This window comes from Bordetella petrii (assembly GCF_000067205.1).
Taxonomy (GTDB): domain Bacteria; phylum Pseudomonadota; class Gammaproteobacteria; order Burkholderiales; family Burkholderiaceae_B; genus Bordetella_A; species Bordetella_A petrii.
In genome coordinates, this window is record NC_010170.1 from 1,975,544 (window position 1) to 2,000,273 (window position 24,730).

Sequence of the window (24,730 nt, forward strand, 5' to 3'; positions counted from 1 at the left end):
ATTAATCATAGCTAGGAGGCTGCTGGATGAAGGTACTGGTACCAGTCAAGCGCGTGGTTGACTACAACGTCAAGGTGCGCGTGAAGTCGGATCAAACGGGCGTGGATATCGCGAACGTGAAGATGTCGATGAACCCGTTCGACGAGATCGCCGTCGAGGAAGCCACCCGCCTGAAGGAAAAGGGCGGCGCCACCGAAGTGGTGGCGGTGTCTTGCGGCGTGGCGCAGTGCCAGGAAACCCTGCGCACCGCCATGGCCATTGGCGCCGACCGCGGCATCCTGGTCCAGACCGATGCCGAGCTGCAGCCCCTGGCGGTGGCCAAGCTGCTCAAGGGCCTGGTCGACAAGGAACAGCCGCAGCTGGTGATCCTGGGCAAGCAGGCCATCGACGACGACGCCAACCAAACGGGCCAGATGCTGGCCGCGCTGCTGGACTGGCCGCAGGCCACGTTCGCCAGCAAGGTCGAACTGGCCGATGGCGAGGTCACGGTCACGCGTGAAGTCGACGGCGGGCTCGAAACGCTCAAGCTGAAGCTGCCGGCCATTGTCACGACCGACCTGCGCCTGAACGAGCCGCGTTACGTGACGCTGCCCAACATCATGAAGGCCAAGAAAAAGCCGCTCGAGACCGTTACGCCGCAAGACCTGGGTGTCGATGCCGCGCCGCGCCTGAAGACGCTGAAGGTCACCGAGCCGCCGGCGCGCAAGGCCGGCATCAAGGTGGCCGATGTGGCCACGCTGGTCGACAAGCTCAAGAACGAAGCGAAGGTGCTCTAAGATGACGACTCTGGTTATTGCCGAACACGACAACGCCCAACTGAAGGGCGCCACCCTGAACGCTATTGCGGCTGCCGCCAAGCTGGGCGGCGATGTGCACGTGCTGGTGGCCGGCAGCAATGCCAAGCCGGTGGCCGAACAGGCCGCCGCCGCCGCGGGCGTGGCCAAAGTGCTGCTGGCCGATGCGCCGCAGCTGGCCGACGGCCTGGCCGAGAACCTGGCGGCGCAGGTGCTGGCCATGGCCTCGAGCTACAGCCACATCGTGTTTCCGGCCACGGCCTCGGGCAAGAACGTGGCCCCGCGGGTCGCCGCCAAGCTCGACGTGGCGCAAATCTCCGACATCATCGGCGTCGAATCGCCCGATACCTTCCAGCGTCCCATTTACGCGGGCAACGCCATTGCCACGGTGCAGTCGGCCGATGCAGTGAAGGTCATCACGGTGCGCACCACGGGCTTCGACGCGGTCGAAGCCACGGGCGGCTCGGCTGCGGTGGAAAGCGTCGAAGCGGTTGCCGATTCGGGCAAATCGTCGTTCGTGGGCCGCGAAGTGGCCAAGAGCGACCGCCCCGAGCTGGCCGGCGCGCGCGTAGTGGTTTCGGGCGGCCGGGGCCTGGGCAGCGCCGAGAACTTCAAGATCCTGGACCCCCTGGCCGACAAGCTGGGCGCGGCGCTGGGCGCCTCGCGCGCGGCGGTCGACGCGGGCTACGCGCCCAACGACTGGCAGGTGGGGCAGACCGGCAAGATCGTCGCGCCGCAACTGTACGTGGCGGTGGGCATCTCGGGGGCCATCCAGCATCTGGCGGGCATGAAAGACTCCAAGGTCATCGTGGCCATCAATAAAGACCCCGAAGCGCCGATTTTCGGCGTGGCCGACTACGGCCTGGTCGGCGACCTGTTCCAGGTCGTGCCCGAACTGGCCAACGCGCTGTAAGCTCCGGCTTCGCGCGACGCCGGGGCTGCCCGCCGGATTTCCCGGCCGGCAGCCCCGGCGTTTTTATTTCTAGCCGCTCGGCCAGGCCAGGCAGCGGTTCAGTCAATGACCGCGGTTCGTCGATCGTGGCAGTCCCGTGTCGTCCGGCCAGACAGGGGCGGCGCGTTGGGCGGCGGCGCAGCTGCGCAGCAGGCCGAGGGCGCCTGCATGCGCCCGAGTCCGACGCACGTGCGCCGCCCCTGTCTGGCCGGACGACACGGGGCAAGGGCAAGATCACGTTCAGCGCTGACGCCCGGCTTGCCACGCGCCGGCCTGACGCCCGGCTTGCCAAAGGTTTAAGATTGGCCCGCAGAGCACCGCGACCGCCAACCGACCCCTGGAGACACAATGCCCTACGTCACTCCCTTGCAGGATTTCCGTTTTGCGCTCAAGGCGCTGGCCGGGCTCGACGAGATCCTGAAGCTGCCTGGCTTCGAAGAGGTCACGCCCGACCTGGTCGACGCCATCCTGGACGAGAATGCCCGCTTCGTCGAGCAGGCCATCGCGCCGCTGAACGTACCGGGCGACACCCAGCCGCCGCGCTGGGACGACGGGCAAGTGACTACCACGCCGGGGTTCAAGCAAGGGTTTGCCGAGTACGCCGCGGCCGGCTGGCAGGGTCTGCAGCATCCCGCGCAATGGGGCGGCCAGGGCCTGCCCAAGCTGGTGGCCGCGGCCCCCAGCGAGAACATCCAGGCCGCCAGCCTGGCGTTTTCGCTTTGCCCCATGCTTACCGATGGCGTCATCGAGGCGCTGCTGACGGTCGGCTCCGATGCGCAGCGCCAGGCCTACGTGCCGAACCTGATCGCCGGCAAATGGACTGGCACCATGAACCTGACCGAGCCCCAGGCGGGCTCGGACCTGGCCCAGGTCGCCTCCCGCGCCGTGCCGCAGGCCGACGGCACGTATCGCCTGAGCGGACAAAAAATCTTCATTACCTACGGCGAGCACGACCTGGCCGAGAACATTATCCATCTGGTGCTGGCCCGCACGCCCGGCGCCCCAGCCGGCGTCAAGGGCATTTCGCTGTTCATCGTGCCCAAGTTCCTGGTCAACGACGACGGTAGCCTGGGCGCGCGCAACGACGTCTGGTGCGCCTCGCTCGAACACAAGCTGGGCATCCATGGCAGCCCCACGGCAGTGCTGCTGTACGGCTCGGGCAAGGGCGACGTGGGCGAGGGCGCGGTGGGCTACCTGGTGGGCGAGCAGAACCGCGGCCTGGAATACATGTTCATCATGATGAACGCGGCGCGTTTCGGGGTGGGGCAGCAGGGCATCGCGCTGTCCGAGCGCGCCTACCAGCATGCCCTGGCCTACGCGCAAGAGCGCGTGCAGGGCCGCGCGGTAGAGGGTTCGGCCGGGCCGGTCACGATTTCGCGCCACCCCGACGTGCAGCGCATGCTGCTGACCATGCGAGGCCTCACCGAGGCCGCGCGGGCCGTGTCGTTCGTGGCCGCTGCCGCGCACGACAAGGGCGTGCATCATCCTGATGCCGAGGTGCGCGCCCGCAACCGCGCCTTTTATGAATACCTGGTGCCCATCGTCAAGGGATTTTCGACCGAATCGGCGGTGGAAGTCGCGTCGCTCGGCATCCAGGTGCACGGCGGCATGGGCTACATCGAAGAAACCGGCGCCGCCCAGTATTACCGAGATGCCCGCATCCTGCCCATCTACGAGGGCACCACGGCCATCCAGGCCAACGACCTGGTCAGCCGCAAGACGCTGCGCGACGGTGGCGCCACCGCTTATGCCTGCATCGCCGCCATGCGCGATACGCTGAAGGCGCTCGACGCCGCTGCCACGCGCGCGGCGCCGGCCGAGCGTGCCGGCTTGAGCCTGCTGCGCGGCAACCTCGACCAGGCGATCCAGGCCTACGATGGCGCGGTGGCGTTCATTCTTGAGTATGCGCAATCGAATATCCGCGCCGTTTTTGCGGCCAGCGTGCCATACCTGATGCTGGCGGGCATCGTGCACGGCGGCTGGCAGATGGCGCGCGCGGCCCTGGCCTGCCAGCGGCAACTGGCCGAAGGCTCTACCGACCCGTTTTACCGCGCCAAGCTGTCTACGGCGCTGTTCTACGGCGCGCAGATCCTGCCGCGGGCATTGTCGTTGTCGGCCGCGGTGCGGGCGGGCGACGTGGCCGACGCCTGCGGCGCCCAGGCGAATATTGCGTAACGTTATTAAGCATATACAACTTACGTATTTCCAGTGATACCGGTTTGATGTAAGAATCGTTTGACTCCGACCTCGCGCACGCAGGGGTCGCCCTTAGCAGGCCGCCGGCGGCATGGCCGGCGGCGCCAACCGCCACGGAGACTTACATGAGCCAACTTCGCCTGGGCGATACCGCCCCGGACTTCGAGCAAAAATCTTCCATCGGCCCGATCCGTTTTCATGAGTATCTGGGCGACAGCTGGGGAGTACTGTTCTCGCACCCGGCCGATTTCACGCCCGTGTGCACCACCGAACTGGGCTACACCGCCAAGCTGGCCGACGAATTCGCCAAGCGCAACGTCAAGGTGCTGGCGCTGTCGGTAGACGGCGTCGAGTCGCACACCAAGTGGATCGACGACATCAACGACACGCAGTCCACCAAGGTCAATTTCCCCATCATCGCCGACGACGACCGCAAGGTGGCCGAGCTGTACGACATGATTCACCCGAATGCCAGCGCCACCGTCACGGTGCGATCGGTGTTCATCGTCGACCCGGCCAAGAAGGTGCGCCTGATCATCACTTACCCGGCCAGCACGGGCCGCAATTTCAATGAAATCCTGCGTGTGATCGATTCGCTGCAGCTTACCGACAGTCACAGTGTGGCCACGCCGGTGAACTGGGAAGACGGCGACGACGTCATCATCGTGCCGTCGCTGCAGGACGAAGCCGTACTGAAGCAGAAATTCCCCAAGGGCTACAAGGCCGTACGCCCGTACCTGCGCATTACGCCCCAGCCGAATAAGTAAATGACTCACGGTGCGGGTAAGGCGCGTGCGCCTTGTCCGTGCCGGTGCCGCCTCCGCGCCCTGATGGGGCGCGGTTTTTTTTATGCAGCCGCCGGGCTTATGCCTAATGGCGATGAGCAATCAAAAAATCATTCGTTCCGTTTAGTTCTTCCGGCCTGCACACTTGCATCCATCGTTGATATTCCTTCCCGGACGCAAGCATGCCGAAAAAGACGTTCTGGACTGCCCTGGCCGCCGTGGCCGCGACTTTCGTGCTGGGTTTGCCGGCACAGGCGCAGGATGCGCAGTCATTGTTGAACGTGTCGTACGACCCCACCCGCGAGTTGTATCGCGCGGTGGATGCCGCCTTCGTCAAGGCGTACCAGGCCAGCTCCGGAGTGGAACTGACCATCCGCCAGTCGCATGGCGGGTCCGGCAAGCAGGCCCGTTCGGTCATCGATGGCCTGGATGCTGACATCGTGACGCTGGCCCTGGCCTATGACATCGATGCCATCGCCGCGCGCGGCCTGCTGCCAACGGACTGGCAGAGCCGGCTGCCGCGCAACAGCTCGCCCTACACCTCGACCATCGTGTTCCTGGTGCGCAAGGGCAATCCGAAGCAGATCCACGACTGGAACGACCTGATCAAAGATGGCGTGGAAGTCGTGACGCCCAATCCCAAGACCTCGGGCGGCGCGCGCTGGAACTACCTGGCAGCCTGGGCCTACGCGCTGGAGCAGAACGGCGGAAGCACGGAGAAAGCCAAGGCGTTCGTCGGCGAGCTGTTGCGCCGCGTGCCGGTGCTGGATACCGGCGCTCGCGGCGCGACCACCACGTTCGTCGAGCGCGGCGTGGGCGACGTGTTGCTTGCCTGGGAAAACGAAGCCTTTCTGGCGTTGAAAGAGCTGGGACCAGACAAGTTCGATATTGTCATGCCGTCGCTGTCGATCCTGGCCGAGCCCCCGGTGGCCGTGGTGGACAAGAACGTAGATCGCAAGGGCACACGCGCCGCCGCCCAGGCCTACCTGGAATTCCTGTACACCCCGCAGGCGCAGGAGATCATCGCGCGCAATTATTACCGGCCCACCGACGAGCAGGTGGCGGCCCGGTACGCCAGCCAGTTTCCCAAGGTGAAGCTGGTCACCATCGACGATCCGGCCTTCGGCGGCTGGAGCAAGGCGCAACAGACGCACTTCAGCGATGGCGGAACCTTCGACCAGATCTATCAGCCCGGCGAACGATAGCCGCGCGCCACAGGATGCAAGCATGAATACCGCAACAATCGCGGCCTCCGGGGGCGCGGCACCGGCCGGCCGGCGGCGCAACCGCCCCGGCGTACTGCCGGGTTTCGGCCTTTCCATGGGATACGCGGTGCTGTATTTGAGCCTGCTGGTTCTCATTCCCTTAGCCGCGTTGCCGATCAAGAGCGCCGGGTTGGGCTGGGACGGGTTCTGGCAGGCGGTCACCGCGCCACGCGTGGTGGCTTCGTATCGATTGACCTTTGGCGCCGCCTTGCTGGCCGCGCTGGTGAACCTGGTGTTCGGCATGCTGGTGGCCTGGGTGCTGGTGCGCTACCGGTTTCCGGGCAAGAAAATCCTGGACGCGCTGGTGGACCTGCCGTTCGCGCTGCCCACTGCGGTGGCGGGCATTGCGCTGACGGCCCTGTACGCGAAGAACGGCTGGCTGGGCGGACCGCTGGAGCGTTGGCTGGGCCTGAAGGTGGCGTTCACGCCGCTGGGCATCGTGGTGGCACTGATCTTCATCGGCATCCCGTTCGTGGTGCGCACGGTGCAACCGGTACTTGAAGACATCGAACGCGAGATCGAAGAGGCCGCGGCCAGCCTGGGCGCCAGCCGCTGGCAGACCATCCGGCGCGTGCTGCTGCCCACCGTGCTGCCGGCGCTCCTGACCGGCTTTGCGCTGGCCTTCGCGCGCGCGGTGGGGGAATACGGCTCGGTGGTCTTCATTGCCGGCAACCGGCCTATGGTGTCGGAGATCACGCCGCTGCTGATCATCTCGAAGCTGGAGCAATTCGATTATGCCGGGGCGGCCGCCATTGCCACGGTGATGCTGCTGCTGTCGTTCGTGCTGCTGCTGCTGATCAATCTGTTGCAGGGCTGGCAGGCCCGGCGCTGCGGGAGACTCGCATGAGCCGCGGCGCATACGCCGGCGCGAGCCGGCCCGATCACCTGACCGAACCGCGCTGGGTGCGCGGCCTGCTGCTGGCTTTGGCCCTGGGCTTTCTGGCGCTGTTCTTGCTGGCGCCGCTGGCGGCTGTATTCATCGAGGCGTTCAAGAAGGGCTGGGAGCTGTATCTCGCGGCCATTGTCGAACCCGACGCCTGGAGCGCCATCAAGCTGACGCTGTGGGTGGCGGCGGTGTCGTTGCCGCTGAACCTGGTGTTCGGCGTGGCGGCGGCCTGGGCCATCGCCAAATTCCAATTCCGCGGCAAGCAGTTCCTGATCACCCTGATCGACCTGCCGTTCTCGGTGTCGCCGGTGGTCGCGGGCCTGGTGTTCGTGCTGCTGTTCGGCTCCCAGGGTTGGGTGGGCCCGTGGCTGCAGGCCCACGACCTGAAGGTGGTGTATGCGGTGCCGGGGGTGGTGCTGGCCACGCTGTTCGTCACGTTTCCGTTCATCGCACGCGAGCTGATTCCGCTGATGCAGGCGCAGGGCAGCGAGGAAGAGCAGGCCGCGCTGACGCTGGGGGCGAGCGGCTGGCAGATTTTCTGGCGCGTCACGCTGCCCAACATCAAGTGGGGCCTGGTGTATGGCGCCATTCTGTGCAACGCGCGCGCCATGGGCGAATTCGGCGCGGTGTCGGTGGTGTCGGGGCACGTGCGTGGACTGACCAACACGATGACCTTGCACGTCGAGATTCTCTACAACGAATACCAGTTCGCGGCCGCGTTCGCCGTGGCCTCGCTGCTGGCCTTGCTGGCGCTGGTGACGCTGCTGATCAAGAACCTGGTCGAGTGGCGCAGCGCGCGGCCCGGCGTGCAAACACAGGCCGAGCCGGCCGCCGCGCCCGCCGCGCTGGGCCGGCCCGCGGCCGCATGATGGAGTGCCCTGCATGAGTATCGAAGTCAGAAATCTCTCGCGCCGGTTTGGCGATTTCCGCGCGCTGGACGATGTGTCGCTGCATATCGAAACCGGCGAGCTGGTGGCCTTGCTGGGGCCGTCGGGCTGCGGCAAGACCACGCTGCTGCGCATCATCGCGGGGCTGGAAACGGCCGACAGCGGCAGCGTGCTGTTCGCCGGCGAAGACGCTACCGGAGTCGACGTGCGGCGCCGGCAGGTGGGGTTCGTGTTCCAGCACTACGCTCTGTTCAAGCACATGACGGTGTTCGAGAACGTGGCTTTCGGCCTGCGCGTCAAGCCGCGCGCCACCCGCCCGTCCGAGACGCGGATCCGCGAAAAAGTGCATGAGTTGCTGAGCCTGGTCCAGCTGGACTGGCTGGCCGACCGGTATCCGGCGCAGCTCTCGGGTGGCCAGCGCCAGCGTATCGCACTGGCGCGCGCGCTGGCCGTCGAACCGCGCGTGCTGCTGCTCGACGAGCCGTTCGGGGCTCTGGACGCCAAGGTGCGCAAAGAACTACGGCGCTGGCTGCGGCGCCTGCACGACGAACTGCACGTGGCCAGCGTGTTCGTCACGCACGACCAGGAAGAGGCGCTGGAGGTGGCCGATCGGGTGGTGCTGATGAACGCCGGCCGCGTCGAGCAAGTGGGCACGCCGCGCGAAGTCTGGGAACGTCCGGCCACGCCTTTTGTGTACGGCTTCCTGGGCGACGTGAACCAGGTCAGCGGCCATGCCAGCCGTGGCGTCTGGCAGGCGCACGGCGTCCAGCTGCCTGCCCCTGAACTGGCACAGGCCCAGCATCAGCAGGCGGTGGCCTACGTGCGGCCGCACGAGATCGACCTGGCGCGCGACGATGGCCAGGGCCAGGGCATCCCGGTTCGTCTGAACCACGCGTACCTGGCCGGACCCAGCGCCTATCTGGAACTCGAGCGCCGGGACATCCAGGCCATCATCGAAGCGCAGGTGCCCGAGCGCCTGTATCGCGAACTTGACTTAAAAGAGGGCGAAAGCCTGCTGGCACGGCCGCGCCGCGCCCGCGTTTTCGCAGTCCAGCCATGACCACATCCACCCATACCCTGACTCCCGCCGTGGCGGCGCGCTGGCAGGCGCTGCAGGCACGCCTGGCCGAGATCGCGCGGCAGCATCCCGATGCGGCGCTGGCTTCGTCTCTGGCCGCCGAAGACATGCTGCTGACCCACGCCATCTACGACGGCGCCATCGACCTGGAAATCTTTACCTTGGATACCGGCCGACTGCATGCCGAAACATTGGGCATGCTGGACAAGGTGCAGGCGCGCTACGGCCGCGCCATCACGGTGTACCGGCCCGATGCCGCCGCCGTGCAGGCCCACGTGCAGCAGCACGGCGCCTATGCCTTCTACGAAAGCGTGGAGCTGCGCAAGGCGTGTTGCCAGATCCGCAAGGTCGAGCCGCTCAAGCGCGCGCTGGCGGGGCGTGGCGCCTGGATCACCGGCCAGCGCCGCGCCCAGGCGGCCACCCGCGGCGAATTGCCCGACGCCGAACAGGATCCGGTGTTCGGCCTGTACAAATACAACCCGCTGGCTGCCTGGAGCGAGGCCGAGGTCTGGGAAGCCATCCGCGCGCTCGATATTCCCTATAACCCCCTGCACGACCAAGGCTACCCCTCGATCGGCTGCGAACCCTGTACGCGCGCGATTCGTCCCGGCGAGGACGTGCGGGCGGGGCGCTGGTGGTGGGAATCGTCAGACTCCAAAGAATGCGGCCTGCATGCCGGCAACCGCGTCATCGCCGTGACCGCCGAGCCGGCGAGCTCGACTTCTGTGTAAAGGAAAACCATGTCCGTCGTCGTCAATCGCAGCCATCTGGATTGGCTGGAATCCGAAGCGATTTATATCCTGCGTGAAGTGGCCGCCGAGTGCGCCAAGCCGGTCTTGCTGTTCTCGGGCGGCAAAGATTCGGTGGTGCTGCTGCGGCTGGCCGAAAAGGCGTTCCGTCCCGGCCGCTTTCCGTTCCCGCTGATGCACATCGATACGGGCCATAATTTCGATGAGGTCATCGCCTTTCGGGACCGGCGCGCCGCCGAGCTGGGCGAAACCCTGCTGGTGCGCAGCGTGGAAGACTCCATCCGGCGGGGCAGCGTCGTGCTGCGGCGCGAGAATGATTCGCGCAACGCCGCGCAGGCGGTCACGCTGCTGGAGGCCATCGAGGAATTCGGTTTCGACGCGTGCATCGGCGGGGCGCGCCGCGACGAAGAAAAGGCGCGCGCCAAAGAACGCATTTTTTCGTTCCGCGACGAGTTCGGCCAATGGGATCCGAAGGCACAGCGTCCCGAGCTGTGGAACCTGTTCAACACCCGCGTGCACAAGGGCGAGAACATGCGCGTGTTTCCCATCTCGAACTGGACCGAGCTGGATGTCTGGCAATACATCCAGCGCGAGCGGCTGTCGCTGCCGTCCATCTACTACAGCCACCGGCGCGACGTCGTGCGCCGCCGCGGCCTGCTTGTGCCCGTCACGCCGCTGACGCCGCCCCAGGACGGCGAGCAGGTCGAGAACCTGGCGGTGCGCTTTCGCACCGTGGGCGACATTTCGTGCACCTGCCCGGTAGCCTCCGAGGCGGCCGACCCGACGGCCATCATCGCCGAGACCGCCATCACTGACATCACCGAGCGCGGCGCCACCCGCATGGACGACCAGACTTCCGAGGCCTCGATGGAGCGCCGCAAGAAAGAAGGCTATTTCTGAACTGATTGAGCACCGGACATTTCCATGAACGCTGTGAACGACTCTTTTCTTTCGGGCGCCGACAATGGCGTGCTGCGCCTGATCACGGCCGGTTCGGTCGATGACGGCAAGTCCACGCTGATCGGGCGCCTGCTGTACGACAGCAAGGGCGTGTTCGCCGACCAGCTCGACGCCATCGCGCGCGCCAAGTACAAACGCGTGGCGGGCGACGGCATCGATTTCGCGTTGCTGACCGATGGCCTCGAGGCCGAGCGGGAGCAGGGCATCACCATCGACGTGGCCTACCGGTATTTCTCGACCCCGTTGCGCAAGTTCATCGTGGCCGATGCGCCGGGCCATGAGCAGTACACACGCAACATGGTCACCGGCGCCTCGACTGCCGATGCCGCCATCATCCTGATCGACGCCACCCGCGCCGCCGACGGCCGCTTGCTGCCGCAGACCAAGCGGCACAGCACGATCGCCCGGCTGCTCGGCATTCGCCATATCGTGGTGGCGATTAACAAGATGGACCTGGTCGGCTGGGATCGCGCCGTGTTCGAGCGCATTCGCGACGCCTATGCCGAGCTGGCGCGGCGCCTGGATATCGCGCAGTTTCATGTGCTGCCGCTGTCGGCGCTGGAGGGTGACAACGTGGTCAACCCGTCAGCTCGCACGCCCTGGTACGACGGGCCGCCGCTGCTCAGCCTGCTCGAGCAACTGGGCCAGGCCGAGGCTGAGGCTGCGCCGTCGCAGCCATTGCGATTTCCGGTTCAATGGGTGGCGCGCCACGGCGGCGCCAGCGCCGACGACTTCCGCGGCTATGCGGGCCGCGTGGCCAGCGGCGTGCTGCGCCCCGGCGACGAGATCGTGATCCAGCCTTCCGGCGTGACCGCGCGCGTGCAGCAGGTGCTGGCTTTTGATCACGAGGTGCAAGAGGCTGTCGCGGGCGATTCAGTGACCGTGGTGCTGGACCGCGACGTGGATGTGTCGCGCGGCGATGTGTTGTCGCACGCCGCCGCGCCGGCGCGTGTCGGCCGCGAGTTCGAGGCCGAGCTGTGCTGGCTCGATGCACAGGCCTTGAATCCGGCACGCAAGTATCTGCTCAAGCATGGCACGCGACTGACCTCGGCAAAGATCCGCGATGTGCTGACCCAACGCGATATTCATGAGCTGCAAGAGGTGGACAACGCGAGCGGCGCGCTGGCCATGAACGAAATCGGACGCGTCACGCTGACCACGCGCGAAGCGCTGGCGGTCGATCGCTACGCTGATGCGCCAGCCACCGGCGCCTTCATCCTGATCGATGAGGCTACGCACCAGACGGCTGCCGCCGGCATGCTGCGCTAAGTGCTAAAGCCGTCGCCGGAGGCTCGGCGGCGGCTTGTTGTTTTTCGGCAAAATACAATAAAAACAATGAGTTATGGCCGATTTCCAGAGCATGAAATGAATTCTCCAGACGGCCGGCGCGTCTTGCGGTAAAGTGGGACGTCGCCTGTTCAAGGCACAAGGGGCTTGCTGAAAGTACTGGTTTTTTGTACAGTACTTTCATGGAACGCACCGATCACGCTTTTTCCGCCGGTTCTGGGTCCCCGGCTGCCGCCCCCGCCGCCTTGCGCGGCCGGGGAGCGGTTACTAATGTTCGGCACCGCTTCCAGCAAACCGACCGCGCGCCTGCCGACGACGGCTGGGCCCCTGGCGATGCACCGACCCAGCCGGCCCTGAAAACCACCGTCAAGCCCGAGCAGGCCCGCAAGCTGCTCTCGCGCAACGACTCGCCCGACATCCCCTTCGACGTGGCCGTCAACCCTTACCGGGGCTGCGAGCATGGCTGCGTGTACTGTTACGCCCGGCCCACCCACGCCTACCTGGGGTATTCCCCCGGCCTCGACTTTGAAACCCGCCTGGTGGCCAAGGCCAACGCGGTCGATGTCCTGCGGGCCGAGCTGGCCCGCCCCGGCTATCGGGTGTCTCCCATCAATATCGGTTCGGCCACCGACGTCTACCAGCCCATCGAACGCCAGTGGCAACTGACGCGCGGCATGCTCGAACTGATGCTGCAAACCGGCCACCCGGCCACGCTGGTCACCAAGAACGCTCTGGTCGAACGCGACCTCGACCTGCTCCAACGCCTGGCGGAACAGCACCTGGTCACCGTATACGTCAGCGTCACCACGCTCGACACCGACATGGCGCGCACGCTCGAGCCGCGCGCCTCGGCGCCATGGCGGCGCATCCAGGCCGTGCGCACGCTGGCCAACGCCGGGGTGCCGGTGGGCGTGCTGGTGGCGCCCGTCATCCCGTTCATCAACGACGAATCCCTCGAACACATCCTGCACGAAGCCAGCCAGGCGGGCGCCAGCTACGCCAGCTACACCGTGCTGCGCCTGCCCTGGGAAGTCCGGGCCATGTTCGAAGAGTGGCTGCATACCCATTACCCCGACCGCGCCCAGCGCGTGCTGCACCGCATCGAAGACCTGCGCAACGGCCGGCGCAACGATCCCGGCTTTGGCACCCGCATGCGCGGCACCGGCCTGTGGGCCGACCTGCTGCGCCAGCGCTTCAATCTGGCGGTGCGCAAGCTGGGCCTGAACACCACCCGGCCACAACTGGCCACCCACTTGTTCCGGGCGCCCTTGCCGCCGGTGCTGCCTGCCAGCCCTGCCCAGGGGGCGGGGCCCTCCGGCCGTTCCGCCTTGTCGCAGCCCGCCCCGCAGTTATCGTTATTCTGAACGGAGCCTCACCATGACCATCGCCACGCTCGCCCCTGATTCCGTTGCCACCCTCTCGCCCTCGCGGCTGCCGGCATGGCTGCCGCGCATGCTGGCGCAAGCCGCTAGCGGTGTGCTGCGTCAACCGGCCAAGTGGCCGTTCTCGTCGGGCCTGTCGCGCGGGCATCTGCCGGGCGCCGTGCCGCAGGCGCAACGTCCCGCCCAGCCGGCCCCGGCGTCGCCCGCCACGCCGGCCGCCGGTTCCCGCGATACGCTGGCAATGGACACCCAAGCCGCGCACAGCCAGTCGCTGGGCACGGCCGCGCAGGCCGTCCAGCAGGGCGTGACCGCGCGCCAGATGGTGGTCGATATCCTGCTGGTGGGCATGTGGGGCGCGCTGATTCCCGGTCTGATGTGGCTGGGCGCGGCGGCAGGCTTCTAGGGCAGGGGCGCAGCGGCTGAACGCGCTGCCTAGCTGGACCCCAGCAGCACCACTCCCACCAGAATCGCCGCACAGCCGGCCAGCCGGCCGACACCCACTTTTTCGCGTAGCAGGAACATGCCTGCCAGCGTGCCCAGCATCATCGACATCTCGCGTGCCGGGGCCACCAGACTCAAGGGTGCACCGTTGCGCAAGGCGTACAGCACCAGGATATACCCCAGCGGCGACAGCACGCCCACGGCCAGCGCCAGATGCCAATAGCCGCGCATGGCCTGCCAGTTTTCGGCGCGCCGCCGCATGATGTGTGGCCCCATTATCACGGTGCGGGTGACACACGTGAACCAGTCAAACAGCACCGGCATGATCAGCACCACTTTGACGCCATAGGCATCCACCACTGTGTAGGCGGCGATGAACAGGCCGATTACCACGCCCCACCGCACTCCCAGCCAGGCCTGAGGCTGGCGGAACAATGAAAGGCGCCCCTGCGTGGCAATAAGCAGCACCCCGCCGACCACGCACAGCATGCCGGCTATGCCGCTGGCAGTGGCCGGCTCGCCCAGCAGCAGAAAGGCCCCCGTCGTTGACAGCAGCGGCCCGGTGCCGCGCGCAATGGGATACACGACAGACAAGTCCGCCACCTGGTAGCCGCGCTGCAGGCACAAGCTGTAGCCCAGATGCAACGCGCCAGACGCCACAATGCACAACACCACCGGCCAGGTCCAGGCCATACCCTCGTGCAGCAGAATCCAGATGACCCACGGGGCATACACCAGCACGGCGCACAGCCCATAGGCAAATACGAACACCGGCCCCACCATCGCCGCCCGTTTGGCCAGCAGATTCCAGCTGGCATGCGCCATCGCCGCCAGGATGACTAAAATCAGGGACGTATAAGACATGTGGGGACAGCAGCCGTGGAAGAGGGCAGGTGACGGGTTTGTGACACAGCAAGCCCTCAAGGGTACTCTTAAATGGGGTCGGTTTCCTGCATTGACCACTTCCTGCCGAATACAGGCCACGCAGAGCACTCACCGACGCAAAGCATTCGCCGACGCGAAGCACTCGCCAAAGCAAGCCCCGTGGGCGTCGAGGCCTGCGCGGGGCGGTGCGTTGGGCGGCGGGGTAGCCTGCGCAGCAGGCCGAGGGCGCCTGCATGCGCCCGAGCCCGACGCACGTGCACCGCCCCGCGCAGGCCTCGGCGCCCACGGGGCTTCTTAAGAACCCCACCTTAAGAGCCCCCAACCCCCGTTTTGATGTAGAATACCGGGTTTACCAAACCTCATCCTCTACCTTGCGCACAGCAAGCATGGCCGGCCCCGCCAGTCATCCAAGCGTAAAACCACCGCAAGGCACGATGATCTCGGAGTTCACATGAACCTCATCGCCGTCCTGGAACAGGAAGAAATCAAGCGCCTTACCGGCGACAAGACCATGCCCGAATTCGCCCCTGGCGACACCGTGGTGGTCAGCGTCAACGTCGTGGAAGGCACCCGCAAGCGTGTGCAGGCCTACGAAGGCGTCGTCATCGCCAAGCGTAACCGCGGCCTGAACTCGTCGTTCATCGTCCGCAAGATCTCGTCGGGCGAAGCCGTCGAGCGTACCTTCCAGCTGTACTCGCCGCAAATCGCCGGCATCGAAGTCAAGCGCCGTGGCGACGTGCGCCGCGCCAAGCTGTACTACCTGCGCAGCCGCTCGGGCAAGTCCGCGCGCATCAAGGAAAAGCTGGTTACCAAGCAGGCCAAATCGGCCTGATCTTCGGGGCGCGGCACCGGCCATGGCTGGACATTGCCGCGCTTGCCCGCATTCCGGGTTAAAAAGGCACCTGTAAAGGTGCCTTTTTTCATGTCTGCAGCAGGTATGCCTGACTCTTCGTCCCGCCCCCGCCGGCCTCCGGTCGCGCCGCCGTTCGACCCCACTGCGCAGGTATGGCAGCCTGCCGATTCCGACCTGGCCCCCGTGCCGCCCGAACGGCTCGCGCCCGAGCTGCTGCGCGGCGCGCTCAGCCGCCCCGGTCCGTGGCCGCAAGATGCTCTCGGGTCCACCGAATATCGGCACCCGGGCCGCGAAGGCGCGCCGGTGCTGGCCGCCGTGCTGATTCCGCTGGTGGCGCATGCCAACGGCGTGAGGGTCATGCTGACCCAGCGCTCGGCGCACCTGTATGAGCTTGCCCGCAAAAAATGGATCCCTTGCTGAGTGTGTAAAACTCACGCAAGGAGGGAGGAAAGATGGGTAATCCGAGAGCTCGATATACGCAGGAATTCATGCTGGAAGCCGTGCGCATGGTCCGCGGCGGCCAGAGCATGGCGGCGGTGGCGAAGATACTGGGCATCAGCCCGAAGACGCTGCACAACTGGGTGAAGGCCGATGCCGCTGGGAAGCTGAACGGCGCAGGCAAACAGGTTTCTCCAGAACAGATGGAGATTGCCCGGCTGCGCGCGGAGTTGGCACGCGTGAAGATGGAGCGCGACATATTGGGAAAAGCCACGGCGTACTTTGCGAAGGTGTCGGCATGAAGTACGCCTGGATCGAGCTTCACAGCCGACAATGGCCGGTGTCCCTGAGCTGCCAGGTGCTGGGTGTCAGCCCCAGCGGTTACCACGCGCGCAAGGTGCGGGATGTCGATACTGACCGACCGCGCCGACGCATCAGCAACGACGCTCTGCTGGTGCACATCAAGGCCGTGCACGCTGAATCCAAAGGCGAGTACGGCTGGCCGCGCGTGTGGAAGCAACTGCTGGTCCAGGGCATTCGCGTCAGCAAGGATCGTGTCCAGCGGCTCATGAAGCTGCACGGCATCAAGGCGAAGACCAAACGCCGGTTCAAGGTCACGACCGACAGCAAACACAGCCTGCCGGTCGCACCGGACCTGCTGCAACGAGACTTCTCTCCCGCGCGTCCCGACCAGGTCTGGACTACGGACATCACGTACATCTGGACGGACGAGGGTTGGCTGTTTCTGACCGTCATTCTCGACCTGTTCAGCCGTCAGGTGGTGGGCTGGTCGATGCAGCCGCACATGCGCACGGAGCTGGTGTCTGATGCGCTGCGTATGGCGTGGTTTCGCCGCCGTCCGCAAGCGGGCCTGATCCTCCACAGTGACCGTGGCAGCCAGTATTGCAGTCATGACTTCCAGGACCTGCTCAAGGGCTACGGCATGCGCAGTTCGATGAGCCGTCGAGGCAATTGCTGGGACAACGCACCGACCGAGAGCCTGTGGGGATCGCTCAAGCGTGCACGCATCCTCGGCCAGCGCTTTGCAACGCGTCGCGAAGCGATGGACGAGGTAATCGACTGGTTGAGCTTCTACAATCATTCGCGCTTGCACTCGACGTTGGGCTACGTCAGCCCGATGCAATTCGAGCGGGACTGGTACGCCGCCCAGAACCAACGGGTGGCATAATCTCGCTCAGTTAAGGGATCCGAAATTCGCGGGCAACGTCAGTACGACCATGCCGGGCAGATCAGCTTCCCGGGTGGCCGCCTGGAAACCTCCGACGCCACGCCTATCGATGCCGCGCTGCGCGAGGCCCAGGAAGAAACCGGCCTGTCGACCGAATTCGTCGACGTGCTGGGCAGCATGCCGGCGTACCTGACCTCCACGGGGTTCTCGATCACGCCGGTGCTGTCGCTGGTGCGGCCAGGGTTCACCCTGGCGCCCGACTCGTTCGAAGTGGCCGAGGTGTTCGAGGTGCCCCTGGCTTTCCTGATGGACCCCGCCAATCACCGGTTGTACCGCGCGACCCTGCCCGACGGGCGCGAGCGGCAGTATTACGCCATGCCCTGGCAGGGTCATTTCATCTGGGGCGCCACGGCGGGCATGCTGCGCAACCTGTACCACCTGGTGCGCCAGCGGCTGGCCGCCGATGCTGGCTGGCGTTGAAAAACGCTTAGTAGCGTTGCTGAGCGGCCTCGCTTTCTTCAAGAATGCGGCGGTATAGCGCGTAGCGGCTGGCGTCGATGGCGCCGGCCTGCAGCGCCGCCACCACGCCGCAACCGGGCTCGTGGCGATGCGTGCAGTTGTAGAAACGGCAGTGCTCGATGTGCGGCGAGAATTCCGGGAAGCCGCGCAGAATGTCTTCGCCCGACAAATGCTGCAGTCCGAATGCCTGGAACCCCGGCGAGTCGATCAGGTCGCCGCCGGGCGCCGGCAGGTGATACAGCCGGGTGGTGGTGGTGGTGTGCCGGCCCATGTCGAGCGCGGCGGAATATTCGCGCGTAGGGGCATCGGCGTCGGGCACCAGCGCGTTGAGCAGGGTCGATTTGCCCATGCCGCTTTGCCCCAGCAGTAGCGTGGTGCGGCCCGCCAGCCGCGGCGCCAGCCGCTCGCGCACGGTCGTGGCGTCGTGCGCGCTGAGCTCGATGACCGGCACGCCCAGCGCCCGCACCGAATCCAGTCGGGCGCGCGCGTCGGCCAGTCCGGCGGACAGGTCGGTTTTGTTCAGGATGATCAGCGGCTCGATGCCGGCGCTCCAGGCGCCGGCCAGCGCGCGTCCGGCCAGGTCGTCGGAAAACGTGGGTTCCACCGCCACCACGATCAGCAACTGGTCGACGTTGGCGGCGAACTGCTTGGTTCGCGTTTCGTCAGATCGGAACAGCAGATTGCGGCGCGGCAGAATGGCGTCGATGGCGCCTTCGTCGCGGCCTTGCGGCGCGACGCGCACCCGGTCGCCCACGGCGGCCCCGGCTTTCTTGCCGCGCGGAAAGCAGTGGCGCACCGAGCCGTCGGGGAACTCGACCACATAGTGGCGGCCGTGCGCCGCGACGATGCGGCCTTCCAGATGCGGGGCGGCGTTGGCGCCCGCGGGCCCGGCGCGCCGGGAATCGCCCTTGGGGCGGCCCGGCAGACTCATGTGCCCTGCGTCAGGTGACGGATGCGCACGGCGGCGGGCGGATGGCTGTCGTAGAAGGCGGAATGCACGGGGTCCGGCGTAAGAGTGGCGGCGTTGTCATCGTACAGTTTGACCAGCGCCGACACCAGCCTGCCGGACGAGCTCTGCGTGGCGGCGTAGCGGTCGGCCTCGAATTCGTCGCGGCGCGAATACCAGCTGGCCACCGGCGTGAGCATGAAGGTGAACACCGGGATCACCAGGAAGAACAGCAGCAGCGCCAGGGCGTCGTTGCGGCCGTCCAGGCGCGGCAGCACGCCCAGGCCTTCATAGAACCACGGCTGCCGTGCCAGCCATCCGAGCAGGGCGAAGAACAGCAGGGCGGCGGCGAAGCTCAGCACGATGCGTCTGATGATGTGGCGTTTGGCGAAATGGCCCAGCTCGTGCGCCAGCACGGCTTCTATTTCGTCGGCGTTCAGGCGCGCCAGCAAGGTGTCGAAGAACACGATGCGGCGCGACTTGCCGAAGCCGGTGAAGTACGCGTTGCCATGCGCCGAGCGGCGCGAGCCGTCCATGACGAACAGGCCGTTTAGCGCAAAGCCGCAGCGTTGCGCCAACTGCTTGATGCGGCTGGCCAGTTCGGGGTCGGACAGGGGCGTGAATTTATTGAACAGGGGCGCGATGAAGGTGGGGTAGATGAACAGCAGCAGCAGGTTGAAGGCTGTCCAGACGCCCCACGCCCACAGCCACCACAGGCTGCCCGCCTGGGCCATCAGCCACAGTATGACGGCCGCCAGCGGCGCGCCCAGCACCAAGGCAAGCAGAACGCCCTTGGCCAGGTCGGCCGCGAACAGGCCCGGCGTCATGCGGTTGAAGCCGAAACGTGCCTCCAGCTTGAATTGCCGCCACAGGGTGAAGGGCAGCCCCAGCAGGCCCAGCAGCAGCGCCACGCTACCCAGCAGCAGCAACTGGCGCAGCAGGTCGTTCGAAGTAGCCTGCGCAACCAGCAGGTCGATGGCCTGCAGCCCGCCCAGCAGCGTCAGCGCCACCAGCAGGACGGCGTCGTAGACGCGCTCGAGCATGCCTAGCCGCACGCGCGCCATGGTGTAGTCGGCTGCCCGCTGGTGGCTGGCCAGGCCGATGCGCGGCGCGAACTCGGGCGGCACCTGGTCGCGGTGGCGCGCCACGTGGCGGATCTGGCGCGAAGCCAGCCACAGGCGCACGCAGATATCGGCCAGCAGGAAGGAAACAAACAGGAGAGTGAGGAGTGTCAGCGGCACGGAGGGGGACGGCTATGAGAAAATGCAGTGTTTTAAAGGCAAATTATATGGCTGCGAACGAAAACCGCCTGGTCTGGCTCGATATGGAGATGACCGGGCTCGACCCCACCAAAGAACGCATCATCGAGGTGGCCGTAGTGGTCACCGAGCCCGACCTGACGGTCGTGGCCGAGGGCCCCGTGCTGGTCGTGCACCAGCCCGACAGCCTGCTCGACGCCATGGACAACTGGAACAAGTCCACCCATGGCAAGAGCGGCCTGATCGACAAGGTGCGCGCTTCCACGCTGACCGAGGCCCAGGCCGAGCGGATGCTGCTCGAATTCCTGGCGCAGCACGTGCCGGCGGGCAAGTCGCCGCTGTGCGGCAACACCATCAGCCAGGATCGCCGCTTCATGTACGCCTACATGCCCGAACTGGAGCGCTTCTTCCATTACCGCAACCTCGACGTCAGCACGCTGAAAGAGCTGGCGCGCCGCTGGGTGCCCGCGGTGTACAAGGGGTTCGAGAAAAAGAGCAAGCACGAGGCGCTGGCCGATATCTACGAATCCATCGACGAACTCAAGTATTACCGCGAGCACTTCCTGAAAGTGTAGGCGCTCGCCAGACCTGCCCGCATGCGCGCCGAGTCCGGCTATTCCGTTCTCCAGATTCGCCAGGCCGAGCAGCGGGCGCTGGCGCAGGGCCGCGCGCTGATGCCGCTGGCCGGGGCCGCGGCGGCAGGCTTCATTGCCGCGCGTTTCCCCGTGGGCAGCGTCGTGCTGGCCCTGGCGGGGCCGGGCAACAATGGCGGCGACGCGCTGGTGGCGGCCGCCCGGCTGCTGGCCGCGGGCTACACCGTACGCGTGACGATGCCGCGCGGTCCGCAGGCTTTGCCCCCCGATGCGGCGCGCGCCTATGCCGGCTGGCGCGCGCAAGGCGGAGCGGAACAATCCAACCTGCCGTCCGATCCCCCCGACGTCGTCATCGACGGCCTCTTCGGCATTGGCCTGAACCGTCCGCTGGATGCCACCTGGCAGACGCTGGTTGATGCTGTCAATGCATGGAACCGGCCGGTGCTCGCATTGGATGTGCCCAGTGGCGTAGACGCTGACAGCGGCCGCGTCCTGGGGCGTGCGTTGCGGGCCCGCTGGACCCTGTCTTTTATTGGCGCCGCGCGCGGCCTTTGCGCGCCCGGCCCGGGACGCGAGGCGGCCGGCGAATTGCATCTGGACACGCTGGGCGTAGCGCTCGCATAAGCGCCCGCGCGCAGCGCGCGCTAGGCCGCCGGACGGCCGCCGAAGCGTGTGTACACGGCCGGCGACAGTGGCGTATAGCGTTCGTTGTCGCGCCCGGCCACGGCGTCCAGGTGCTGTTCCGAGGCGTCGAACAATTTCCAGTAGATCTGGCCGCACAGCGCGCGGGCGGCGTGGCCGGGCCAGCGTTCAGGCAGCATGGGCACCGGCAGTTGCGGATCGTGCAGCACGATGCGGCGCCAGGTGTGCAGCAGCAGCATGCGGGTGGCGAAGGCATCGGCGGGGTCGAGCGGCTCGTCCAGCAGTTTTTCCAGCGGTCCGAACTGGCGCGAAAAATGCCGGTACTGGCCCGCCAGCGCGTCCAGGCTCCAGCATTGCGGCGCCAGGCTGGCGATGGGCAGGCCGCCCGCGCCGGCCAGATCGCGTCCCGACAGCACCAGCGCCTTGTCGGGGATGCCCAGTTTTTCCAGGATGTCATGCGCGGCGCGCGCGTCGGCCTGCGGGTGCGCGAACAGCCCCGGGGCGATCATGCCGAAGCCTTCCCAGGCCAGTTCGCGGCGCAGCTCCGTGCGCTCGGCCAGGCCGTTGTTTCCCAGGCGGGGCAGGGCCACCAGCGTCCATTCGCCGTTCCAGTCGGCCGCGGGTCCCACGTAGATGCGCTGCGAGGCATGCGCCGTATGGCGCAGGCCCTGTTCCGACAGCTGGTACAGGCTGCGCCGCCCATGCCGTTCGGCCTGCAGCCAGCCCTGCGCCACCAGCCGGAACACGCTGGTGCGCAGCAGCCGTTCGTTGATGCCCAGCGGCTCCAGCAATTCAATGATGCCCCCCAGCCAGATGGCGCCGCCGTGGCAGGCCAGTGCGTCGCCCAACAGGCTGACGCACAGCGACTTGGCGCGCGGTGGGTCTTCCTTTAGCAGACGGGCGATATGGCGGCCGATGGGAGAGGGCGAATTGGCCATGGATAGTGGGAGATATGACAATGATCAACATGATACACATATCTAATGTGATACAAAAATAGGTTTGACAATTAAATTTGTGTATTAAATAATCGTCTCATATTCGGCCCGGCGAATGGCCGGCGCGCGTCCGTCCTTGCTGCAGGCGGGCTGCGACCCACAGGAGACGAACATGTACGCACAACTTGTCGAAACTGGCGTCAAGCAGGTCCGTAGCATCGACCAGCTCACCGGCCCGGAACAAGCCTTCCAGCGCCGCATCGACGACGGCGTGCGCATCGAGCCGCAAGACTGGATGCCCGAGGCCTATCGCAAGACGCTCATCCGCCAGATCTCGCAGCACGCCCACTCCGAAATCGTCGGCATGCTGCCCGAAGGCAACTGGATCACCCGCGCGCCATCGCTCAAGCGCAAGGCTATCCTGCTGGCCAAGGTGCAGGACGAGGCCGGCCACGGCCTGTACCTGTACAGCGCAGCCGAAACCCTGGGCGTGTCGCGCGATGAATTGGTCGACGACCTGCATACCGGCCGCGCCAAGTACTCCAGCATCTTCAACTACCCCACGCTCACCTGGGCCGACATCGGCATGATCGGCTGGCTGGTCGACGGCTCGGCCATCATCAACCAGATCCCGCTGTGCCGCTGTTCCTACGGCCCGTACGCGCGGGCCATGGTGCGGGTTTGCAAAGAAGAGTCGTTCCATCAGCGCCAGGGCTACGATCTGCTGATCCAGATGTGCCGCCACGGCACCCCCGAGCAGAAAGCCATGTGCCAGGACGCCCTGAACCGCTGGTGGTGGCCGGCCCTGATGATGTTCGGCCCGTCAGATGCCGAGTCGCCCAACAGCGCGCAGTCGATGGCCTGGAAGATCAAGCTGTTCTCGAATGACGAGCTGCGCCAGAAAATGGTGGACCAGACCGTGCCGCAGGCCGAATACCTGGGCCTGACCGTGCCCGACCCCGACCTGAAATGGAATGCCGAGCGCGGCCACTACGATTTCGGCGAGATCGACTGGAACGAGTTCTACGCGGTCATCAAGGGTCACGGCCCCTGCAACCGCGAACGCCTGGCCGCGCGCAAGCAGGCTCACGAAGCCGGCGCCTGGGTGCGCGACGGGCTGGCCGCCTACGCCGAGAAGCAGGCGCGCCGCAAGGCGGCCTGACGCGCCGCTTCGATCTTGGTTTTCCGGGCCGCGCCGGCGGCCCGTTCCCTGAAGGATATGCATCATGAGCAAGGAATGGCCGCTGTGGGAAGTGTTCATCCGCAGCCAGCACGGCCTGGCGCACAAGCATGTGGGCAGCCTGCATGCCCCCGACGCCGAAATGGCCATCAACCATGCGCGCGACGTCTACACGCGGCGCAATGAAGGTCTGAGCATCTGGGTGGTGCGCGCCGCCGACATCGTGGCGAGCAGTCCGGGCGACAAGGAACCGCTGTTCGACCCGGCCAACAACAAGGTGTACCGGCACCCCACGTTCTTTCCCATGCCCGACGAAATCAAGCACATGTAAGGCGCGGACATGGACAAGCCCTTTTTTGAATACCTGCTGCGCCTGGGCGATACGACCCTGGTGCTGTCGCAGCGCCTGTCGGAGTGGTGCGGCCATGGGCCGGCCCTGGAAGAAGACCTGGCGCTTACCAACACCGCGCTCGACCTGCTGGGCCAGGCCCGCATGTGGCTGACGCTGGCCGGCGAAGTCGAAGGAGCCGGCCGCGACGAAGACGCGCTGGCCTACCTGCGTCATGCGCACGAGTTCCGCAACGCCACGCTGGTCGAGCGGCCCAACGGCCACTATGGCGACACACTGGCGCGCCAGTTTTTCTTCGACGTGTGGCATTACTTCCTGTTGCAGCGCCTGGCGCAGTCGGCCGACGAGCGCGTGGCGGCCATCGCCGCCAAGTCGCTGAAAGAAGTCACCTACCATGTGCGGCGTTCGTCCGACCTGGTGGTGCGGCTGGGCGACGGCACGCCGGAAAGCCATGCACGCATGCAAGAGGCCGTCGAGGCCGCCTGGCGCTACACGGGCGAGCTGTTCATCGACGACGCCATCGATCGCGACCTGGCCGCGCGCGGCGTAGGCTGCGAACTGGCGGCGCTGCGCGAGCCCTGGTTGGCGCATGTGCGCGAAGTGTTGGACGAGGCCACGCTGACCATGCCCGAGCTGGACGAGGCCGGCCATGCCGCGCTGCAGGGCGGGCGCCAGGGGCGGCACACCGAGGCCCTGAGCTACCTGCTGGCCGAGATGCAATCGCTGCCGCGCGCCTATCCGGGAGCCGTCTGGTGAGCAGCGCCGCGCCCACGCCCGCCACCCCGCGCCAGGTCATGGCGTGGCTGGAAAGCGTGCCCGACCCTGAAATCCCCGTGCTGTCGGTGGTAGACCTGGGGGTGGTGCGCGAGGTGGCCTGGGACGGCGCGACCTGCGTAGTCACCATTACGCCGACTTATTCAGGCTGCCCGGCCATGCGCGAGATTACCCACGACATCGAGCGCACGCTGGCCGGCCATGGCGTGGCGGCGGTGCGGGTGGAAACCCGCCTGGCGCCCGCCTGGACGACGGACTGGATGAGCGAACGAGGCCGGGCCGCGCTAAAGGGCTATGGCATCGCGGCGCCCGCCGAGCGCGCCATCGATATATCGGGCATCAGCCGCCGCGTGGCCGAGCCGGTGGTGGCCTGCCCGCATTGCGGCTCGACGCGCACGCGGCTGGTCAGCCATTTCGGTTCGACCTCGTGCAAGGCCTTGTACCGCTGTGGCGCGTGCCGCGAACCGTTCGACTATTTCAAGACCCACTGAGCAGGGCAGCTT

General features: G+C 66.3%; 27 protein-coding genes and 1 pseudogene. 23 read left to right on the forward strand and 5 right to left on the reverse strand.

What is annotated here, in order from left to right; genetic code table 11:
* Positions 1-26 precede the first annotated feature (26 nt).
* The 11 genes from BPET_RS09655 to BPET_RS09705 all read left to right on the forward strand — a co-directional run bounded on the left by BPET_RS09655 (position 27) and on the right by BPET_RS09705 (position 11,821).
* Positions 27-776, forward strand: coding sequence for an electron transfer flavoprotein subunit beta/FixA family protein (locus BPET_RS09655; RefSeq protein ID WP_012248822.1), 750 nt, complete (start codon positions 27-29; stop codon positions 774-776).
* Position 777: 1 nt separating this feature from the next.
* Positions 778-1,707 (forward strand): electron transfer flavoprotein subunit alpha/FixB family protein, encoded by a 930-nt coding sequence (locus BPET_RS09660; protein ID WP_041862838.1) that lies wholly within the window; start codon positions 778-780, stop codon positions 1,705-1,707.
* A 387-nt stretch (positions 1,708-2,094) separates the two neighbouring features.
* Positions 2,095-3,921: an acyl-CoA dehydrogenase gene (locus BPET_RS09665; RefSeq protein WP_012248824.1), complete on the forward strand. Its 1,827-nt coding sequence runs from the start codon at positions 2,095-2,097 to the stop codon at positions 3,919-3,921.
* A gap of 146 nt (positions 3,922-4,067) precedes the next feature.
* Positions 4,068-4,709, forward strand: coding sequence for a peroxiredoxin (locus tag BPET_RS09670; protein WP_012248825.1), 642 nt, complete (start codon positions 4,068-4,070; stop codon positions 4,707-4,709).
* Positions 4,710-4,909: 200 nt separating this feature from the next.
* Positions 4,910-5,932, forward strand: coding sequence for a sulfate ABC transporter substrate-binding protein (locus BPET_RS09675; protein ID WP_012248826.1), 1,023 nt, complete (start codon positions 4,910-4,912; stop codon positions 5,930-5,932).
* Positions 5,933-5,954: 22 nt separating this feature from the next.
* Positions 5,955-6,839: a sulfate ABC transporter permease subunit CysT gene (gene cysT, locus BPET_RS09680; RefSeq protein ID WP_012248827.1), complete on the forward strand. Its 885-nt coding sequence runs from the start codon at positions 5,955-5,957 to the stop codon at positions 6,837-6,839.
* On the forward strand, positions 6,836-7,747 hold the full coding sequence (cysW, locus tag BPET_RS09685) for a sulfate ABC transporter permease subunit CysW (protein ID WP_012248828.1): 912 nt from the start codon (positions 6,836-6,838) through the stop codon (positions 7,745-7,747). Before cysT ends, cysW begins: the two co-directional genes overlap by 4 nt.
* Positions 7,748-7,760: 13 nt before the next feature.
* Positions 7,761-8,825, forward strand: a complete 1,065-nt coding sequence (locus tag BPET_RS09690) for a sulfate/molybdate ABC transporter ATP-binding protein (protein WP_012248829.1) — start codon at positions 7,761-7,763, stop codon at positions 8,823-8,825.
* On the forward strand, positions 8,822-9,574 hold the full coding sequence (locus BPET_RS09695; RefSeq protein WP_012248830.1) for a phosphoadenylyl-sulfate reductase: 753 nt from the start codon (positions 8,822-8,824) through the stop codon (positions 9,572-9,574). The genes BPET_RS09690 and BPET_RS09695 overlap by 4 nt, the downstream gene beginning before the upstream one ends.
* Before the next feature lie 9 nt (positions 9,575-9,583).
* Positions 9,584-10,492, forward strand: coding sequence for a sulfate adenylyltransferase subunit CysD (gene cysD / locus BPET_RS09700; RefSeq protein WP_012248831.1), 909 nt, complete (start codon positions 9,584-9,586; stop codon positions 10,490-10,492).
* A 24-nt stretch (positions 10,493-10,516) separates the two neighbouring features.
* Complete coding sequence (locus BPET_RS09705) at positions 10,517-11,821, forward strand: sulfate adenylyltransferase subunit 1 (RefSeq protein WP_012248832.1); 1,305 nt, start codon at positions 10,517-10,519, stop codon at positions 11,819-11,821.
* Here the strand turns inward: BPET_RS09705 and BPET_RS26585 are convergent.
* On the reverse strand, positions 11,784-12,023 hold the full coding sequence (locus BPET_RS26585) for a hypothetical protein (RefSeq protein ID WP_151208952.1): 240 nt from the start codon (positions 12,021-12,023) through the stop codon (positions 11,784-11,786). The two genes, BPET_RS09705 and BPET_RS26585, sit on opposite strands and share 38 nt — an antisense overlap.
* Between BPET_RS26585 and BPET_RS09710 the strand changes: the two genes are divergently transcribed.
* A complete protein-coding gene (locus BPET_RS09710; protein WP_012248833.1) occupies positions 12,022-13,203 on the forward strand; it encodes a PA0069 family radical SAM protein in 1,182 nt (393 codons plus the stop codon). The two genes, BPET_RS26585 and BPET_RS09710, sit on opposite strands and share 2 nt — an antisense overlap.
* A gap of 13 nt (positions 13,204-13,216) precedes the next feature.
* Positions 13,217-13,624, forward strand: coding sequence for a hypothetical protein (locus tag BPET_RS25470; RefSeq protein WP_012248834.1), 408 nt, complete (start codon positions 13,217-13,219; stop codon positions 13,622-13,624).
* Between the two features lie 29 nt (positions 13,625-13,653).
* On the opposite strand, the gene BPET_RS09720 is transcribed toward BPET_RS25470, so the two are convergent.
* A complete protein-coding gene (locus BPET_RS09720) occupies positions 13,654-14,526 on the reverse strand; it encodes a DMT family transporter (RefSeq protein ID WP_012248835.1) in 873 nt (290 codons plus the stop codon).
* A 472-nt stretch (positions 14,527-14,998) separates the two neighbouring features.
* On the opposite strand from BPET_RS09720, the gene rplS reads away from it, so the two are divergent.
* The 4 genes and pseudogenes from rplS to BPET_RS09745 form a co-directional block, all read left to right on the forward strand.
* Positions 14,999-15,379, forward strand: coding sequence for a 50S ribosomal protein L19 (gene rplS, locus BPET_RS09725; protein ID WP_012248836.1), 381 nt, complete (start codon positions 14,999-15,001; stop codon positions 15,377-15,379).
* Between the two features lie 105 nt (positions 15,380-15,484).
* A complete protein-coding gene (locus BPET_RS09730; RefSeq protein WP_050978224.1) occupies positions 15,485-15,820 on the forward strand; it encodes a hypothetical protein in 336 nt (111 codons plus the stop codon).
* Between the two features lie 32 nt (positions 15,821-15,852).
* Positions 15,853-17,027, forward strand: a protein-coding gene (locus BPET_RS09740) for an IS3 family transposase (protein WP_085970191.1) whose coding sequence is annotated in 2 segments (ribosomal slippage) — positions 15,853-16,102 and positions 16,102-17,027 — 1,176 coding nt in all. Because the reading frame shifts where the segments join, the coding sequence is not laid out codon by codon here.
* A 42-nt stretch (positions 17,028-17,069) separates the two neighbouring features.
* A pseudogene (locus tag BPET_RS09745) lies at positions 17,070-17,507 on the forward strand (NUDIX hydrolase); the annotation flags it as partial.
* Between the two features lie 7 nt (positions 17,508-17,514).
* On the opposite strand, the gene rsgA reads toward BPET_RS09745, so the two are convergent.
* Both rsgA and BPET_RS09755 read right to left on the reverse strand, forming a co-directional pair.
* Positions 17,515-18,477, reverse strand: a complete 963-nt coding sequence (gene rsgA, locus BPET_RS09750) for a ribosome small subunit-dependent GTPase A (protein ID WP_012248839.1) — start codon at positions 18,475-18,477, stop codon at positions 17,515-17,517.
* Positions 18,474-19,733, reverse strand: a complete 1,260-nt coding sequence (locus tag BPET_RS09755) for a M48 family metallopeptidase (protein WP_012248840.1) — start codon at positions 19,731-19,733, stop codon at positions 18,474-18,476. Before BPET_RS09755 ends, rsgA begins: the two co-directional genes overlap by 4 nt.
* Before the next feature lie 47 nt (positions 19,734-19,780).
* Here BPET_RS09755 and orn point away from each other — a divergent pair, with 47 nt between their 5' ends.
* Both orn and BPET_RS09765 read left to right on the forward strand, forming a co-directional pair.
* Entirely contained in the window at positions 19,781-20,326 is a 546-nt protein-coding gene (orn, locus tag BPET_RS09760) for an oligoribonuclease (RefSeq protein ID WP_012248841.1), read from the forward strand.
* 21 nt (positions 20,327-20,347) lie between these two features.
* Positions 20,348-20,968 carry an NAD(P)H-hydrate epimerase gene (locus BPET_RS09765; protein ID WP_012248842.1) on the forward strand — a complete coding sequence of 207 codons (621 nt, stop codon included), beginning with the start codon at positions 20,348-20,350 and terminating at the stop codon, positions 20,966-20,968.
* A 20-nt stretch (positions 20,969-20,988) separates the two neighbouring features.
* Here the strand turns inward: BPET_RS09765 and paaX are convergent, their stop codons facing one another.
* Positions 20,989-21,924, reverse strand: a complete 936-nt coding sequence (gene paaX / locus BPET_RS09770) for a phenylacetic acid degradation operon negative regulatory protein PaaX (protein WP_012248843.1) — start codon at positions 21,922-21,924, stop codon at positions 20,989-20,991.
* Positions 21,925-22,096: 172 nt separating this feature from the next.
* Here paaX and paaA point away from each other — a divergent pair, with 172 nt between their 5' ends.
* From paaA to paaD, 4 genes are all read left to right on the forward strand, one after another.
* Positions 22,097-23,086, forward strand: coding sequence for a 1,2-phenylacetyl-CoA epoxidase subunit PaaA (paaA, locus tag BPET_RS09775; RefSeq protein WP_012248844.1), 990 nt, complete (start codon positions 22,097-22,099; stop codon positions 23,084-23,086).
* A 64-nt stretch (positions 23,087-23,150) separates the two neighbouring features.
* Positions 23,151-23,435 carry a 1,2-phenylacetyl-CoA epoxidase subunit PaaB gene (paaB, locus tag BPET_RS09780; RefSeq protein ID WP_012248845.1) on the forward strand — a complete coding sequence of 95 codons (285 nt, stop codon included), beginning with the start codon at positions 23,151-23,153 and terminating at the stop codon, positions 23,433-23,435.
* Positions 23,436-23,444: 9 nt separating this feature from the next.
* On the forward strand, positions 23,445-24,209 hold the full coding sequence (paaC, locus tag BPET_RS09785; protein ID WP_012248846.1) for a 1,2-phenylacetyl-CoA epoxidase subunit PaaC: 765 nt from the start codon (positions 23,445-23,447) through the stop codon (positions 24,207-24,209).
* 38 nt (positions 24,210-24,247) lie between these two features.
* A complete protein-coding gene (paaD, locus tag BPET_RS09790) occupies positions 24,248-24,718 on the forward strand; it encodes a 1,2-phenylacetyl-CoA epoxidase subunit PaaD (RefSeq protein ID WP_050978321.1) in 471 nt (156 codons plus the stop codon).
* Positions 24,719-24,730 lie beyond the last annotated feature (12 nt).